The following is a 14,667-nucleotide window of genomic DNA, read 5'->3' on the forward strand; positions in this document are numbered from 1 at the left end:
ACCATGGGCTTCATCCTCTGTGCGCTCCTCCTTGCCTGCACTCTGGGCACCGCCGCCCCTCCCGAACCCAGGACGGCCCCGGCCCCCTGGCGACCCTACGATCTGGGCCGGCACCACCGGCGCATCGCCACTCAGGTGCAGGGCACCCAGGCGGCCTTCGACCAGGGGCTGGTCTGGGCTTACGCCTTCAACCACGAGGCCGCGGCCCGGGCCTTCCAGGAAGCGCTGCGCCTGGATCCCGGCTGCGCCATGGCCTGGTGGGGCCTGGCCCTGGTGAACGGCCCCCACATCAACAACCCCGTCATGGACGAGGCCCAGGCCAAGGCCGCCTGGGAGGCCCTCGGCCAGGCTCGCAAGGGTGTGGGCGGGGCGCCGCCCGTGGAGCGGGCCCTCATCGAGGCCTTGGGAGCCCGCTACGCCATGCCCAACCCCGCGGACCGCAGCACCCTGGACGCGGCCTACGCGCAGGCCATGGGCCGGGTGGCCGCGCGCTTCCCCAAGGATGCCGATGTGGCGGCCCTCTACGCGGAGGCCCTCATGGACGTGCGTCCTTGGGACCAGTGGACCCGGGCCGGCGAGCCCCAGCCCGGCACCACCGAGATCCTGGCCGCCCTCCGCCGGGCCCTGGCCCTGGCTCCGAACCATCCCCTGGCCCTCCACCTCACCATCCACGCCTATGAGGGCTCGCCGCATCCCGAGCGGGCCAAGGCCGCGGCCGACCGCCTGCGCCGGTTGGTGCCCGACGCGGGGCACCTGATCCACATGCCCGGCCACATCTACGCGCGGATCGGCGACTGGGGCGGGGCGGCCGAGGCCAACGAGCGCGCCATGGAAGCCGATGGCCGCTACCGGACCCGGCAGCCGGAGATCGGCTTCTACGGGATCTACATGGTGCACAACGCGGACTTCCTGGCCTACACGGCCCTCATGGAAGGCCGCAAGGAGGTGGCCCTGGCCCAGACCAAGGCCGTGGTGACGGCTTTTCCCCTGGACTGGGTGGTGGCCAACGCCACCTTTGCCGAGGCCTTCGCCACCCGGCACTGGGAGGCCCTGAAGCGGTTCGGCCTCTGGGACGAGCTGCTGGCGGAGCCCGCGCCGGACGCCCGGCTGCCTCTGGCCACCGCCAGCTGGCACGCGTTGCGGGGCACGGCCTTCGCCGCGACGGGACGAAATGAGGAGGCACTGAAGGCGCAGGCGGCCTTCGAGGCGGCCCTCCCGCACATTCCGGAGAGCCACCTCTGGGGTTCCAACAACGCCCGCCAGGTGATGCAGGTGTCCCGCGCCTTCCTGGCGGGCGAGATCGCCTTCGGCCAGGGCCGGGTGGAGGAGGCCGTCCAGCGCCTGCAGGAGGCGGTCCGCCTGGAGGACGCCCTGAAGTACGACGAGCCTCCCGCCTGTGTCGTTCCCGCCCGCCACGCCCTGGGGGCCGTGCTCCTGTCTGCGGGCCGTGCCAAGGATGCTGAATCCGTCTACCGGGCCGATCTCCGCGCCTATCCAGCCAACTACTGGTCCCTGCTGGGACTCCAGAAGGCGCTGGCAGCCCAGGGCCGCGAGGCCGAGGCCTCCGCCGCGGGGGAGGACCTCCGGCGCGCCCAGGTCCGGGCGCAGGTGCGGGCTGAGACCTCGTGCCTGTGCGTGAAGGGGAAGGGGTGAAGCAGCACTGCCTGCGGTGGGCTCAGATGACGCCGCAGGCTTTGCGCTCGCCTCGGATCATCTGGCCCTGGACATCCTTCACATACTCGGGGCATGTGCAGTCGGGGCAGGTGTTGCTGGAGGTCTCGGAGCAGAGGTCCGCGAAGGTCACCTTCTCCATGAAGGCGGAGATGTGGTCGGAGAGGCGGTTCCAGAGCATGAGGCTCATGCGCTCATCGGCCGCCAGGGCTTGGCCGGCCGCCTGGGGATCCTCCTTGGCCACGGCATAGAAGCCGCTGTCCGTGAGGCGCAGGATCTCGCCCACGCTCACCTGGTTGCAGGGCCGCGTGAGGATGTAGCCGCCCTTGGGGCCGCGGACGCTGGCGACGACACCGGCCTTCTTGAGCTTGTTGAAGATCTGCTCCAGGAAGGGCAGGGAGAGCTTCTGGCGCTCGGCGATCACATGCAGGGGCACCGGCTGGCCGTGGCTGTGGTGGGCCAAGTCGAACAGGGCCTGCATGCTGTACCTGCCTCGGGCCGAGATCTTCACGAAACCGTCTCCAGGTTCCAGGCTAGTATTCTTGAGTGATTGAGTCAAGTTTATCGCAAGGCTAGACTGGCATCCGGAGATTCCCATGAAAGCTGTCTTCCTGGCCCTAGGAACCCTGGGATTGCAGGCGGAGCCGCCCGCGGTGCCACCCCCGATCCCCGCCACCACGCCGGGCGGCCTGCCCTGCGATGCGAGGGACCACCAGCCCCTGCTGCTGGGGCCCACGACCGCGAAGGAGATCCTGGCCCACCGGGCCGTCTTCCGGGAGACCCTGGCCCGGACCCAACTGGCGACCGAGCTGACGGCTCGATGGAAGGCCGTGCGCCGGCCCCTCACGCTGGTCGCCGTCTTCGGGTCCTGGTGCGGGGACAGCCAGTACCAGCTGCCGGACCTGCTGGCCCTGGAAGCAGAGCCCAGTTCCTTCATCGAGGTCCACTACCTGGGCGTCTATCGGGACAAGCTGCTCACGGAGGCCCAGTGGCCCAAGGGCTGCGCCCCCCAGCCGGTGGTCCGCGTGCCGACCTTCTACCTGTTCGCCACCCAGCCGGGAGGCGGGCAGAAGCTGGTAGGGACCGTGGTGGAGAATCCGCCCCGGGCCGGCGAGCGCATGGCGGAGGCCCTGGTGGAGTTGGTGGAAACCGCCGCCAAGGAGTAGATTTCAGTCCCATCGCGATTCGACCGATGGAAGGGGCACGATGCCATGGCGTTCCCTCCTCCTGACCGTCTGCCTCTTCTGGGGCCTGGGCGCCGTTGAGCCCATCCGGGTGGCGGTGGACGGCTGGACCACGCTGAACCCCCTCCTCATGACCCGGGACACGGATGGCGAGGCGGTGGATCTCGTCTTCGACCGCTTGGTGACCATGAACGCCGAGGGGACGTTCATCCCCGGGCTGCTGCAGGGGTGGACGGTCCTCAAGGACGGGCGGGAGGTCGTCCTCGACCTGCGCCCCGGCATGACCTGGCAGGATGGGACCCCCATCGAGGCCGAGGATCTCGTCTTCACCTGGAAGGCCCTCCGCATGCCCCAGGTACGGGCCATCGCCGATACGGCCGGCGGGGTGGCCTCCCTGGATCGCCTGGAGGCCGAGGGGCCCCTGCGGGTGCGCATCCGCCTGGCCCGGCCTCGCGGCACGCTCCTCTCCGATCTCTACAACTTCATTCCCGTGCCCCGGCGCCACTACCAGGTCGGCCCGAAGCCCCAGTCCAACCCCGTGAACTTCCAGCCGGTGGGTTCGGGGCCCTACCGGGTCGTCGGCAAAGCCACCACCACGCACCTGAGGCTGGAGCTCTGGCCGGGCTATCGCGGGGCCCATCCTGGTGTCTGGCCCGCCTTCGAGTTCATCGATTCGTCAGAGGAGACGAACCTCGTCCAGGCCCTTCTGGAGCGCCGGTACCACTACGCCCTGGTGAGAGCCCTGCCGCACTACCTGGTCCGGAAGGGCGCCCAGGGCGGGGGACGCCTCCAGGCCTTCTCGGTGCCCCAGGCGGCCTTCGGGGCCTTCTTCCTCAACTGCGATCCCAAGCTGAGCCTGCTGGGCGATGTCGCGTTGCGCCAGGCCCTGGCGGAGCTGGTGCCCTGGCAGGAGCTGGCGCGCGCCCGGCGCTTCTTCCCGGCCCGGCTCGCCTCCGCCTTCTGGCCCCCCGAGAACTGGGCCCACGACGACACCCCGCGACCGCTGCCCCAGATCGGGCGGGCCGAGGCGATCCTGGAGGCCGCCGGGTGGCGGATGGGCGCCGATGGGATCCGGCATGACGCGCACGGCCGGCCCCTCAGCCTGGTGGCCTACGAGCAGAACACCTCCGTCAGCCGCAGCACGGCGCGCCTCCTCGCGGAGGAAGCTGCGAAGGTGGGCATGCGCATCGAGGTCCGGCGGCTGACCTTCGAGGCGCTCACGGAGAAGTCCACGAATCACGACGGGGACATCTGGTCGTACGGCTGGACGACCTCCCTGGATCCCGACGTGGATGCCCCCCTGTTCACCAAGGAGGGCTATCGCACCAAGGCGAACGTGAGCAGCTACCTGAATCCGGAGGTGGACCGACTGTTCGAGGAGGGGCGCTACACCCTGGACCGGGTCTCCCGCCGGAAGATCTACCTGAAGCTCTCCGAGATCATCTGGCGGGACAAGCCCGTGATCCCCCTCAACTACATCCTGGTGAGGGTGCTGGCCGACGCCCGGCTGCGCGGGGTGTCCTTCAATGTGCTGGGACAGGCCTACGGCTTCTGGCCCGGCAAGCGAGGCTGGAAGCTGGAGGACGCCCAGCCTTGACCGGGCCTACAGCCGGTCGAAGTGGATGACCTCGACCTTGCCGGGCTTGCCCTTGGGGGTTTCCTCTCGCTCCCGCTCGGGGCGGGGTTCGCGATGGGGTCTGGGCTCGGGCCGCGTTTCGGCCTTCGCTTCGGCGTGATGCTTGGGCTCGTGCCGGCGAGGCTCGGGCTCGGGCCGAGGCGCGGGCTTCGGCGCCGGCGCGGAGGCCTGACGGTCCCGGCCGGCCCACACGGCGCCCACTTGCTTGATGCGGTCCACCAGCCGGGCGGGTTCCAGCACCTGGATGCCGTCGCCGAACTGCATGGCCCAGCGGGCGATGGCGCGGAGGTCCGTGGCCGTGAAGGCCACGAGGGCCTGGCCGTCGCCCTGCTCCTCGATCTTGAAGCGGGGGAAGGCCGGAGGCGCCTGCTTCACAGCGAAGACCCACTGCTTGAGCAGGCTGGCCTTCACGGCGATGGGCTCACCGCCCAGCCAGCCGCCGATCTGGTTGGCGGGGGTGCCTTCGGCGTAGGGGCCCTGGGCCGCCCGGCCCACGCCCTCCACCTCGTTCACCTCAGCCAAGAGGTCCACCCGGTGGTGGCGCTCTGCGTTGTAGCGGCGGTCCCAGCCCCACACGTACCAGGCCTGGCTGAGGGCGTCGAAGGTGAGCTGCCGGGGTTCGAAGGTGCGCGGCGCGTTGGCATCCGCGTCGGCGAAGATGAACTCCACGGCGCGCCCCTCGCGGATGGCGGCGAGGAGGGCATCCACCAGGGCCGACGGCGCCGCGGCGGGCGCGGCCTTCTTCGCGGCCGGCTTCGGGGCCGGAGCCGCAGGCGCGATGGGTTCCGGCGCCGGCACGACCTCGACAGCCTTCACATCCTTGGCCTTCGCCGGGGCCTTGGTGGTCTTCTTGGCTTTGGGTTCGGTGGCCTCAACCTTCTTGGCGGGGGCCTTCTTCGCGGGGGCGGCCTTCGCCTTGGGGGCGGGTTTCTCCACTCCGACGGCTGCAGCGGTGGGCTTCTTGCGGGGGGTCTTGGTGACGGCCATGGGTTCGCGGCTCCTGGCCCATCATCGCCCATTCCGCCAGGGGCGGTCCATGCACAAATCCTCGGCGGCCATCCTGCCCGTCCGCGGCCATGCTGGAGGGATGGGCCATCGCAACCTCCGCTTCGCCGCCGTCATGGGGCTCCACACGTTCATCTCCGCAGGCACGTACCTGTTGGGGAAGCCCGCCGCGGACGCGATCCCGACCCTCGCCCTGGGCCTGTTGCGCTTCCTCATCGCCGGCGCGGGGTTCCTGATCCTGGCGTGGCTGCGACACCTGGAGCTGTGGTCCGTGGCCCGGTCGGAATGGCGGACCTACCTGTGGGCGGGGTTCCTGGGTGTGACGCTGAACCAGCTGGCCTTCCTCGGGGGATTGGCCTTCACCCTGCCTTCCCATGCGGCCCTGCTCTACGCGCTGACACCCACCGTGGTGCTCCTGCTGGCCTGGGCCCGGGGCCAGGAGCGGCCGGGCCCGCGGAAGCTGGGTGGGCTGGCCTTGGCCTTCTCCGGTGTGCTGGTGCTCTTCTCCGGCAAGGCGGGCGGCGCCCTGCCGCCCCGGTGGATCGTGGGCGACCTGCTGGTGCTGGTGGCGGTGGTCGCCTGGGCGGGCTACACCGTGATGAGCCGGCCCCTGGTGCAGAGGCATGGAGCCCAGCGGGCCACCACCTTGTCCATCCTCTTCGGTCTCGCGATCTTCGCGCCCCTCGGCGCCCTGGGCCTCCGGGGCCTGAAGGTGGCCGCCGTTCCTCCCGTGGCCTGGGTGGGTCTGGTCTACCTGGGCCTGATGACCAGCGTGGTGTCCTACCTGCTCTGGTTCCACGCCCTCTCCATCAAGGAACCGAGCCGGGTGGCCATCGCCACCAACGGCCAGCCCGTGGCCACGGCCATCCTTGCCTGGATCGTCTACGGGCAGGCCATCACCCCGGCCTTCGCGGTGGGTGCCGTGCTGGTGCTGGGAGGCGTGTTGCTGACGCAACTCTGAGGCCTCTCATCCACTGGATCGGGGGTTAGTCCAGTTCGTCCGACCCAGATCGTTCCTGGTCAGGGTGCCGACCTCGGGTGCATCTGATCGTAAAGTGCCCTCAGCCTCGCCTGGTGGACGTGGGTGTAGATCTGGGTCGTGCTGATGTCGGCATGGCCGAGCATGGCCTGGACGGCACGCAGGTCGGCGCCGTGGTCGAGGAGGTGCGTGGCAACGGGGCCCCCTCCGCGATCGCAAGCCGGAGGCGCAGCGGGAGCGGGAGGGCGCGCCTAGATGGCGCGCCCGATCGGGGGGTAGTCCTGTTCGCCCGACCCAGATCGTTCTTGGTCAGGGCGCTGACCTTGGGTGCATCTGGTCATAGAGAGCGCGGAGCCTCGCCTGATGGACGTGGGTGTAGATCTGGGTCGTGCTGATGTCGGCATGGCCGAGCATGGCCTGGACGGCACGCAGGTCGGCGCCGTGGTCGAGGAGGTGCGTGGCGAACGCATGGCGGAGCACGTGCGGACTCACGGCCTCCGGGCGAAGGCCCGCGGTGCGCGCGTAGCCCTTCAGCAGGCGCCAGAGGTGCTGGCGCGTGAGGCCCTCGCCCCGCTGGCCCACGAACAGTTCCACGCCTTTCGGCTTGAAGCCGGGGCGCAGCGCCAGCCAGGCGCGGATCCAGTGCTCGGCGCCCGCCCCGAAGGGGATCAGGCGCTCCTTGCGGCCCTTGCCCATGACCTTGAGGAAGCCCTCGTCCAGGAACACGGACAGGGCCGGGAGCTCGGCCAGCTCGGACACGCGCAAGCCCGAGGCGTAGAGCAGCTCCAGCCAGGCGCGGTCCCGCACACCCAGAGGGGTGGTGGTGTCCGGCGCCTGAAGCAGGGCCTCCACCTGGCTTTCGCCCAGGGTGCGGGGGAGGATGCGGGGGGGGCGCGGCGGCTTGACCACCGCCTCGGGACCGGCCCCCTCGCCGCCTTCCATGCGCAGGAAGGACAGGAAGGCGCGCAGACTCGAACTCAGCCGGGCCAGGCTGCGCGGAGCCTTGCCCTCGGACTGCTGGGCCACCAGGAAGGTCGTGAGGTGGTCCCGCGTGAGATCTGTGGGGGAGACCTCCCGGCCGCAGGCCCAGGCGGCCAGATGGTTCAGGTCCGAGAGGTAGCCCGAGGCCGTGTGGGGCGAAAGCCCCCGCTCCACCGCCAGGAACGTGCGGAACTCCCGCAGGCTGGCACCCCATCCCAGGGGCCATCCATGTTCGGGTTCTTCAAGGGTCTTGGGGCGGGGCATGGGTCCATCCTCCACGGCCCCGGTCCCGGCGCAATCCTTCTGCCGCGTCGGGGAGGGAGACGGGTGTCTTTACTCCGGGTTTGGACAACGGGTCGGGGGTGTGTTAGGGTTTCCAGGTTCGTTTGGAGGAGCCCACGATGGCTGATGTGCGTAAGAAGGTCATTGCGATCATTGCTGAGCAGCTGGCCAAGCCCGAAGATTCCATCTCCGAATCCAGCCACTTCGTGGACGACCTCGGCGCCGACAGCCTCGACACCGTCGAGATCATCATGGCCATCGAAGAGGCCTTCAGCCTCGAGATCCCCGAGAGCGAGCAGGAGAAGATCCGCACGGTGGGCGATGCCATCGCCTACATCGAGAAGCACGCGAAGGCCTGATCCATCGCGATCGTGACGTGCCGCAGCGCCCCCACGGCCCTGCGGCACGTTTGTTTTCCGTTCCAAGAGGTGAATCCATGACCAGGACCGTCCAGCGTCGCCGCGTCGTCATCACCGGCATGGGGACCATCAACCCCTGCGGCCTCACCGTGCCCGAAACCTGGGACAACCTGTTGGCGGGGAGAAGCGGCATCGGCCCCATCGACCGCTTCGACGCCACGGACTTCGCCTGCAAGATCGCGGGGCAGGTGAAGGGCTTCAACCCCGACCCCTTCATCGACAAGAAGGAACAGAAGAAGATGGACATCTTCATCCAGTACGCCCTGGGCGCGGCCCATGAGGCGTGGGTGGATGCGGGCTTCGACCAGGTGGAGCTCATCAAGGCCGAGCGGGAGGTGTTCGGGGCCTACATCGGCAGCGGCATCGGCGGCCTCAGCACCATCTGGGACGAGGCCAACGGTTACCGCGGCCCCCGCCGCACCAGCCCCTTCTTCATTCCCAGCCTCATCGTGAACATGGCCAGCGGCCAGGCCAGCATCAAGTACGGCCTGCAGGGGCCCAACAGCGCGGTGGCCACCGCTTGCGCCACGGGCGCCCATGCCATCGGCGACGCGGCCCGCCTCATCGCCTTCGGCTATGCGGATCGCATGATGGCCGGCGGCAGCGACTCCGTGGTGAACCAGCTCGGTGTGGGCGGCTTCGCCGCCATGCGGGCCCTCAGCACCCGCAACGACGAGCCCGAGCGCGCCTCCCGGCCCTTCGACGTGGACCGTGACGGCTTCGTCATGGCCGAGGGCGCCGGCATTGTCATCCTCGAGGAGTACGAGCTGGCCAAGGCCCGGGGCGCCAAGATCTACGCCGAGGTCGCCGGCTACGGCATGAGCGGCGACGCCAACCACATCACCAGCCCGGCCCCCGAGGGCGAGGGGGGCCAGCGCGTCATGCGCGCCGCCATCAAGGACGCGGACATCGCGCCCGAGGAAGTGGGCTACGTGAACATGCACGGCACCAGCACCCCCGTGGGCGACAAGCTGGAGTGCATGGCCATCCAGAAAGTCTTCGGCGACCATGCGAAGAAGATCAAGGTGAGCAGTACCAAGTCCATGCACGGGCACCTGCTGGGCGCCGCCGGCGGACTGGAGACCATTGTCGCCGTCATGGCCGTCAAGACCGGGAAGATCCCCCCCACCATCAACGTGGACCACCAGGACCCCGAATGCGACCTTGACGTGACCGCGAACGTGGCGGGCAAGCTGGATTCCGAATACGTCATGAACAACGGCTTCGGCTTCGGCGGCACCAACGGGTGCCTGATCCTGCGGAAGGTCTGAACGGCAGGCCGATTCGCCAAGAAGACCGAAAGCAGAACGGACGAAGACACTCGCAGAGAAAAGAGGAGATGAGCGGAGATCGCGGAAGAGGAAAGCCTGCCTTTTCTCCGCAGTCTCCGCCCTCTCCGCGGTCCTCTGCCTGAGTGGTTATTCTTTCTTTTTTTATTCGCGTCTTCGTGCTTTCCTTTTCTTCCCATGGCCAAGGCAATCCCCTTCAAGCTCGTGTCGCCCTACCAGCCCGCCGGGGACCAGCCCGAGGCCATCGCCCAGCTGGTGGCGGGGCTGGAGCGGGGCGACAAGGCCCAGACGCTGCTGGGCGTGACGGGCTCGGGGAAGACCTATACGATGGCCTCGACCATCGCCCGAGCCGGCCGTCCGGCGCTCATCTTCGCGCCCAACAAGACGCTGGCCGCCCAGCTCTTCAGCGAGTTCAAGCAGTTCTTCCCCGAGAACGCTGTCGAGTACTTCGTCAGCTACTACGACTACTACCAGCCCGAGGCCTACGTGCCCGAGCGGGACCTGTTCATCGACAAGGACGCGAAGATCAACGAGGAGCTGGAGAAGCTGCGCCTCAGCGCCACCCGCTGCCTGCTGGAGCGCCGGGACACCATCGTGGTGGCCTCCGTCAGCTGCATCTACGGCCTGGGCGATCCCAGCTCGTACCTGAACCTGTCGGTGACCTTGAAGACCGGCCAGAGCATCGACCGCGCCATGCTGCTGAGGGACCTGGTGGCCATCCAGTACCAGCGCAACCACCTCAGCTTCGAGCCCGGGATCTTCCGCGTCCGGGGCGATGTGGTGGAGGTCTATCCGGCCTACGAGGATGTCGCCTACCGCATCGAGCTCTGGGGCGACGAGGTGGAGCGCCTCTCGAAGATCGACCCCCTGCGCGGGGTGGTGATCGAGAAGCTGGACGAGCTCACCATCTGGCCCAAGACCCACTACGTGACGCCCGAAGACAAGCTCAAGGCCGCCATCCGCGACATCAAGGACGAGCTGGAGGCCCGGGAGGAGGAATTCCGCGCCGCGGGCAAGATCGTGGAGCTGCAGCGCCTCCACCAGCGCGTCATCTACGACGTGGAGATGATGAAGGAAATGGGCCACTGCAGCGGCATCGAGAACTACAGCCGCTTCCTGGACGGCCGCCAGCCCGGCCAGCCGCCCCACACGCTGTTGGACTACTTCCCCGAGGACTTCATCGTCTTCATGGACGAGAGCCACGTGGCCACGGGCCAGCTCCACGGCATGTACAACGGCGACCGCTCCCGCAAAACCACCCTCGTGGACTACGGCTTCCGCCTTCCATCCGCCCTCGACAACCGTCCTCTCAAATTCGAAGAATTTGAGAGCCGGGTCAAACAAGTGGTCTACGTCTCCGCGACCCCCGGCGACTACGAGCTGCAGCAGAGCGGCGGGGCCTTCGTGGAGCAGGTGGTGCGCCCCACGGGTCTCGTCGATCCCATCGTCGAGGTGCGTCCCGTGGGCAGCCAGGTGGACGATCTGCTGGAGGAGATCCGCAAGACCGTGGCCCGGGACGAGCGCGTGCTCGTGACGGTGCTCACCAAGAAGCTGGCAGAGCAGCTCACGGCCTACTACCAGGAGCTGGGCATCAAGGCCGAGTATCTGCACAGCGAGATCGACACCCTGGAGCGGGTGGAGCTGCTGAAGAACCTCCGGCGCGGCGTCTTCGATGTGCTGGTGGGCATCAACCTGCTGCGGGAGGGCCTGGACCTGCCGGAAGTCAGCCTGGTGGCCATCCTGGACGCGGACAAGGAGGGCTTCCTCCGCAACACCCGCAGCCTCATCCAGACCATTGGCCGCGCGGCTCGCCATGTGAACGGCAAGGCCATCCTCTATGCCGATGTGATGACGGGCTCCATGACGCAGGCCATCGGCGAGACCGAGCGCCGCCGCCAGAAGCAGCTGGCCCACAACGCCGCCCACGGCATCACGCCCGAGACCGTGAAGCGCAACCTGGACGACGTCATGGGCGAGGCCCTGGCCCGGGAGTTCATCAACGTCACGAAGGAGGAGCGGGCCGCCGAGGAGCCGCTGCTCTACCTGGAGGACAAGGCCTTCGAGCGCGAGGTGGCCAAGCTGGAGAAACGCATGAAGGAGCTGGCCTCGCAGATGAAGTTCGAGGACGCCGCGGAGCTCCGCGACCGCATCCTGCATGCCCGACGGGAGCGGCTGTTGGGCGCCGGCGATTCGCCCTTGGCCATGGCTTCCGGGCCGGTGGTGGAGTGATGGACCGCAACCTCCTGCCGTCCAGGACCTTCGCAACGTGCATGGCAGGGGCCTTCCTGGCCTCGGGGATCCCCTGGTGGCTGGCGCCCTACAATCGCTTCACTTTCTCTCATCCCGCGGCCATCCTCGGCTTCCTGGCCTTCGTGGTGCTGGCGGCCTGGTTCGCCGGAGGGACGGAGCTGGGCTTCAGCCGCACCGTCCTGGCCGCGGGCGCGGCGGTGCCGGCGGCGGTGATGGTCCGGGTGATCGTGGACACCGTGAAGGATCCGACCTCGCACAACCTGTGGCCCTTCGAGGTGGTCCTCACGGGCGCTTTCGCCTTCGGTCTGGCAGCGGGTGCCGCCCTGCTGGGCCTGCTGTTCCGGCGCCTGCTCCGCTGACCGGGGCCGCTCCCTCGTGGGAAGGCGGGCCTAGCGCAGCCCTTCATAGAGGTAAAGCTCGGACAGCACGCGGCGGTAGGCGTAGGCGTAGCCCCTGGCGTCCGGCGTGAGGAGGAAGTTGCTGACGGTCATCCCCGCGAGGTCTTCCGGGGCGATCTCCAGAAGCTTCTTCCGGGCGCCGGTGGTGAGGTCGAGGTGCGTCACGGTGCAGGGCATCTCGTGGAGATCCACCACCCATAGCCCCTTGCCATCGGGTGCCCAACGGACCACCCGTTCCAGGGGGTGGAGGCCCGGAATGGGTTGGGACTTGCCGTCCTCCAGAGAGAGGATCCGGTCCTCCTGCTCGCTGAGGCGGGTGGTGATGCGGCGCCCGTCGGGGCTGATGGGCTGCCCGAAGAACTGGTACCCCGGCGCGGTCAGGGACTCCGCCGTCCGTCCGTCCAGGGGGATGGCGAAGAGCCGGGTTCCCTCGCCGGGGCGGTTGGCCTGCACGAGCAGGCGGCGGCCATCCGGGAACCAGCGCAGGCGGTGGATGGTCTCCAGGCCGGAGGAGGCTAGGGTCAGGACCTCCCCGGCCCCCGTCGGGAAAATCTGGATCTTGTTGCGGGTTCCGGGAGCGAGCGCCGCCACCCGGCCTCCATCGGGACTGAGGATGGGGTAGGCGCCCTTGGCCAGCCGCACCGCCGGGCTTCCATCCGTCTTCCTCAGGTAGATGTCGTACTGGATTCCCGAACCTTCACCCTGCTCGTTGAAGATGAGGGTGGACCCGTCCGCGGAGAGATCCTGCACCAGGGACCAGTCCAGCCAGGAAAGCTCGCGTTCGCGGTCGGCACCGGGCCGCAGGCTTTGGATGCCCGTGCGCATCACCTCCTTGGCGAGGAGCACCCGTCGTCCGTCGCGGGAGATGTCATGGAGCGTGAGGGGGGCGGGCACATTCAGGACGAGCCTTGGTTCCCCTGACCCGACGGCATAAAGGCCCCTGGCCACGCCGTGCGTGGCGGCCGTGAACCAGACCTCGTTCCCCTTCCAGGCCAGCCCCTGGATGCTGGGCCAGGCCCCGGTCAGGGGATGGCGGTTTCCCTGCCGGTCCACCACGACCGGATAGCCCGCATCGTCGCCGGACACCGGATGCTCCAGGTAGGCGACCCGATCGCCCTTGGGCGAGACCCTGGGATGGCTGATCCAGCCGGAGGATTCGGCGATGGGGTGTCCCAGCGGGAACTCGAGGCGGGCCTTGCCGTCCGCGTTGCGGACCACCAGAAGCTCGGATCCGTCCGGGCTCCAGTCCGCGGCCACCACCTGCTCCATCAGGGCCCTCGGGGCGCCTCCGGCAAGGGGGACCACCCCCAGGGTGCCCCGCCACATCCAGCTCTGGATGGGGCGGCTGCCCAGGGCGATGGCGAGCTCTCCGGTGCGGGAGAGGCCCAGGAGATCCGCTTCGGGCAGCTCAAGGGTGCGGCTCTCGGGGCTGTCGGGACGGGTGGAGTGGACCTTGAGCGGGCCGCCGGACCAGGCGGCGCTGTAGAGCACCTCCTGGCCATCGGGGCTCAGCCGCGCGTTCCTGATCAGCCCCTGCCGGAAGGTGAGCCGCTTGAACGTGGGCGGTTCCCGGTGGTCCAGATGATGGCCGAGTCCGAAGCCCAGGCCTCCCAGGATCAGCGCGAGAGCCACCCAGCCTACCCGGCCCTGGAAGATCCGGGCCAGCCCCTGGAGCGTCACACCCTTGCGCTGGAGCGCCGCCAGGCGCGACGCCAGCTGCTGGGCCGTGGGGATGCGGTCTTCCGGGTTCTTCTCCAGGCAATGCTTCAGGAGGTTGATGAGCTCGGGCGAATAGGGGCTGGGGGATGCGGTCCGCATCGGCGGCTCATCCTTGAGGATGGCGTTGAGCACTTCCACGGGCGACTCTCCCGAGAAGGCGCGGCGGCCGAACAGCATTTCGTACAGCAGAATGCCGCAGACGAAGAGGTCGGCCCTGGGATCCACCTCCCGCCCCCGGATCTGCTCCGGAGCCATGTAGCCCACGGTGCCCATCATGGTCCCGACCTGCGTCTGGTGGCTCGTCTCGGGGCGCTGGATCAGGGTCTGCTCATCCAGCAGGGTCGGGAGCGCCTTCGACAGGCCGAAGTCCAGGATCTTGAGGCGGCCCTCCGTGGTGATGAACAGGTTCCCCGGCTTCAGGTCGCGGTGGATGATCCCCCGCTCGTGGGTGGCGGCCAAGCCAAGGGCCAGCTGGTGGGCCAGGTCCATGGCCTCATCGGGGGGAAGGGCCCCGCGCAGCAGTCGCTCATGGAGGGTCTCGCCCTCGAGGAGCTCCATGGCGATGTAGGGTGTCGCACCATCCGTGTCCCAGCCGTAGATCGCCGGCAGGGCGGGGTGCTCGATGGCCGCCAGGGTCCGCGCCTCCTGCTGGAAGCGGGCCAGCCGCTCGTCGGCCTGGGCCGAGGCGTGCCCCAGGACCTTGAGGGCCACGGGGAGCTGGGTCCGGGTATCCAGGGCACGGTAGACCTGCCCCATGCCGCCCAAACCAAGGGGAGACTGGATCTCATAAGGGCCGAGCCGGGTTCCGGGCGGGAGCATGGGAGTGGGAAGATTGTGGCTTTGATTAAAGAGAA

12 protein-coding genes and 1 pseudogene are annotated in these 14,667 nt (G+C 68.8%); 8 read left to right on the top strand and 5 right to left on the bottom strand.

Going from position 1 to position 14,667, the window contains the following annotated elements:
* The first annotated feature begins 3 nt into the window (after nucleotides 1–3).
* Nucleotides 4–1,653 carry a tetratricopeptide repeat protein gene (locus tag MLG87_RS01445; protein WP_243293448.1) on the top strand — a complete coding sequence of 550 codons (1,650 nt, stop codon included), beginning with the start codon at nucleotides 4–6 and terminating at the stop codon, nucleotides 1,651–1,653.
* Between the two features lie 22 nt (nucleotides 1,654–1,675).
* Here MLG87_RS01445 and MLG87_RS01450 read toward each other — a convergent pair whose 3' ends face one another.
* Nucleotides 1,676–2,182, bottom strand: a complete 507-nt coding sequence (locus MLG87_RS01450) for an Rrf2 family transcriptional regulator (RefSeq protein ID WP_243293449.1) — start codon at nucleotides 2,180–2,182, stop codon at nucleotides 1,676–1,678.
* Between the two features lie 85 nt (nucleotides 2,183–2,267).
* Between MLG87_RS01450 and MLG87_RS01455 the strand changes: the two genes are divergently transcribed.
* Nucleotides 2,268–2,837 carry a thioredoxin domain-containing protein gene (locus MLG87_RS01455; protein ID WP_243293450.1) on the top strand — a complete coding sequence of 190 codons (570 nt, stop codon included), beginning with the start codon at nucleotides 2,268–2,270 and terminating at the stop codon, nucleotides 2,835–2,837.
* A 40-nt stretch (nucleotides 2,838–2,877) separates the two neighbouring features.
* On the top strand, nucleotides 2,878–4,452 hold the full coding sequence (locus MLG87_RS01460) for an ABC transporter substrate-binding protein (RefSeq protein WP_243293451.1): 1,575 nt from the start codon (nucleotides 2,878–2,880) through the stop codon (nucleotides 4,450–4,452).
* A gap of 6 nt (nucleotides 4,453–4,458) precedes the next feature.
* On the opposite strand, the gene MLG87_RS01465 is transcribed toward MLG87_RS01460, so the two are convergent.
* The gene (locus tag MLG87_RS01465; RefSeq protein WP_243293452.1) at nucleotides 4,459–5,478 is read right to left on the bottom strand and encodes a helix-turn-helix transcriptional regulator; all 1,020 of its coding nucleotides are present in this window, start codon (nucleotides 5,476–5,478) and stop codon (nucleotides 4,459–4,461) included.
* Nucleotides 5,479–5,527: 49 nt separating this feature from the next.
* On the opposite strand from MLG87_RS01465, the gene MLG87_RS01470 reads away from it, so the two are divergent.
* A complete protein-coding gene (locus MLG87_RS01470) occupies nucleotides 5,528–6,457 on the top strand; it encodes a DMT family transporter (protein WP_243293453.1) in 930 nt (309 codons plus the stop codon).
* A gap of 59 nt (nucleotides 6,458–6,516) precedes the next feature.
* On the opposite strand, the pseudogene MLG87_RS01475 reads toward MLG87_RS01470, so the two are convergent.
* Both MLG87_RS01475 and MLG87_RS01480 read right to left on the bottom strand, forming a co-directional pair.
* Nucleotides 6,517–6,669, bottom strand: a pseudogene (locus MLG87_RS01475) (tyrosine-type recombinase/integrase); the annotation flags it as partial.
* A 115-nt stretch (nucleotides 6,670–6,784) separates the two neighbouring features.
* Nucleotides 6,785–7,720: a site-specific tyrosine recombinase XerD gene (locus MLG87_RS01480; RefSeq protein ID WP_243293454.1), complete on the bottom strand. Its 936-nt coding sequence runs from the start codon at nucleotides 7,718–7,720 to the stop codon at nucleotides 6,785–6,787.
* Between the two features lie 137 nt (nucleotides 7,721–7,857).
* On the opposite strand from MLG87_RS01480, the gene acpP reads away from it, so the two are divergent.
* The 4 genes from acpP to MLG87_RS01500 all read left to right on the top strand — a co-directional run bounded on the left by acpP (nucleotide 7,858) and on the right by MLG87_RS01500 (nucleotide 12,055).
* On the top strand, nucleotides 7,858–8,097 hold the full coding sequence (acpP, locus tag MLG87_RS01485; protein WP_243288255.1) for an acyl carrier protein: 240 nt from the start codon (nucleotides 7,858–7,860) through the stop codon (nucleotides 8,095–8,097).
* A gap of 77 nt (nucleotides 8,098–8,174) precedes the next feature.
* A complete protein-coding gene (gene fabF / locus MLG87_RS01490) occupies nucleotides 8,175–9,428 on the top strand; it encodes a beta-ketoacyl-ACP synthase II (RefSeq protein ID WP_243293455.1) in 1,254 nt (417 codons plus the stop codon).
* A 195-nt stretch (nucleotides 9,429–9,623) separates the two neighbouring features.
* The gene (gene uvrB, locus MLG87_RS01495; protein ID WP_243293456.1) at nucleotides 9,624–11,675 is read left to right on the top strand and encodes an excinuclease ABC subunit UvrB; all 2,052 of its coding nucleotides are present in this window, start codon (nucleotides 9,624–9,626) and stop codon (nucleotides 11,673–11,675) included.
* On the top strand, nucleotides 11,675–12,055 hold the full coding sequence (locus MLG87_RS01500; protein ID WP_243293457.1) for a hypothetical protein: 381 nt from the start codon (nucleotides 11,675–11,677) through the stop codon (nucleotides 12,053–12,055). Before uvrB ends, MLG87_RS01500 begins: the two co-directional genes overlap by 1 nt.
* 30 nt (nucleotides 12,056–12,085) lie before the next feature.
* Here the strand turns inward: MLG87_RS01500 and MLG87_RS01505 are convergent, their stop codons facing one another.
* Nucleotides 12,086–14,632 carry a serine/threonine-protein kinase gene (locus tag MLG87_RS01505; protein WP_279341033.1) on the bottom strand — a complete coding sequence of 849 codons (2,547 nt, stop codon included), beginning with the start codon at nucleotides 14,630–14,632 and terminating at the stop codon, nucleotides 12,086–12,088.
* Nucleotides 14,633–14,667 lie beyond the last annotated feature (35 nt).

Source organism: Geothrix mesophila, from assembly GCF_022808835.1.
GTDB lineage: Bacteria > Acidobacteriota > Holophagae > Holophagales > Holophagaceae > Geothrix > Geothrix paludis.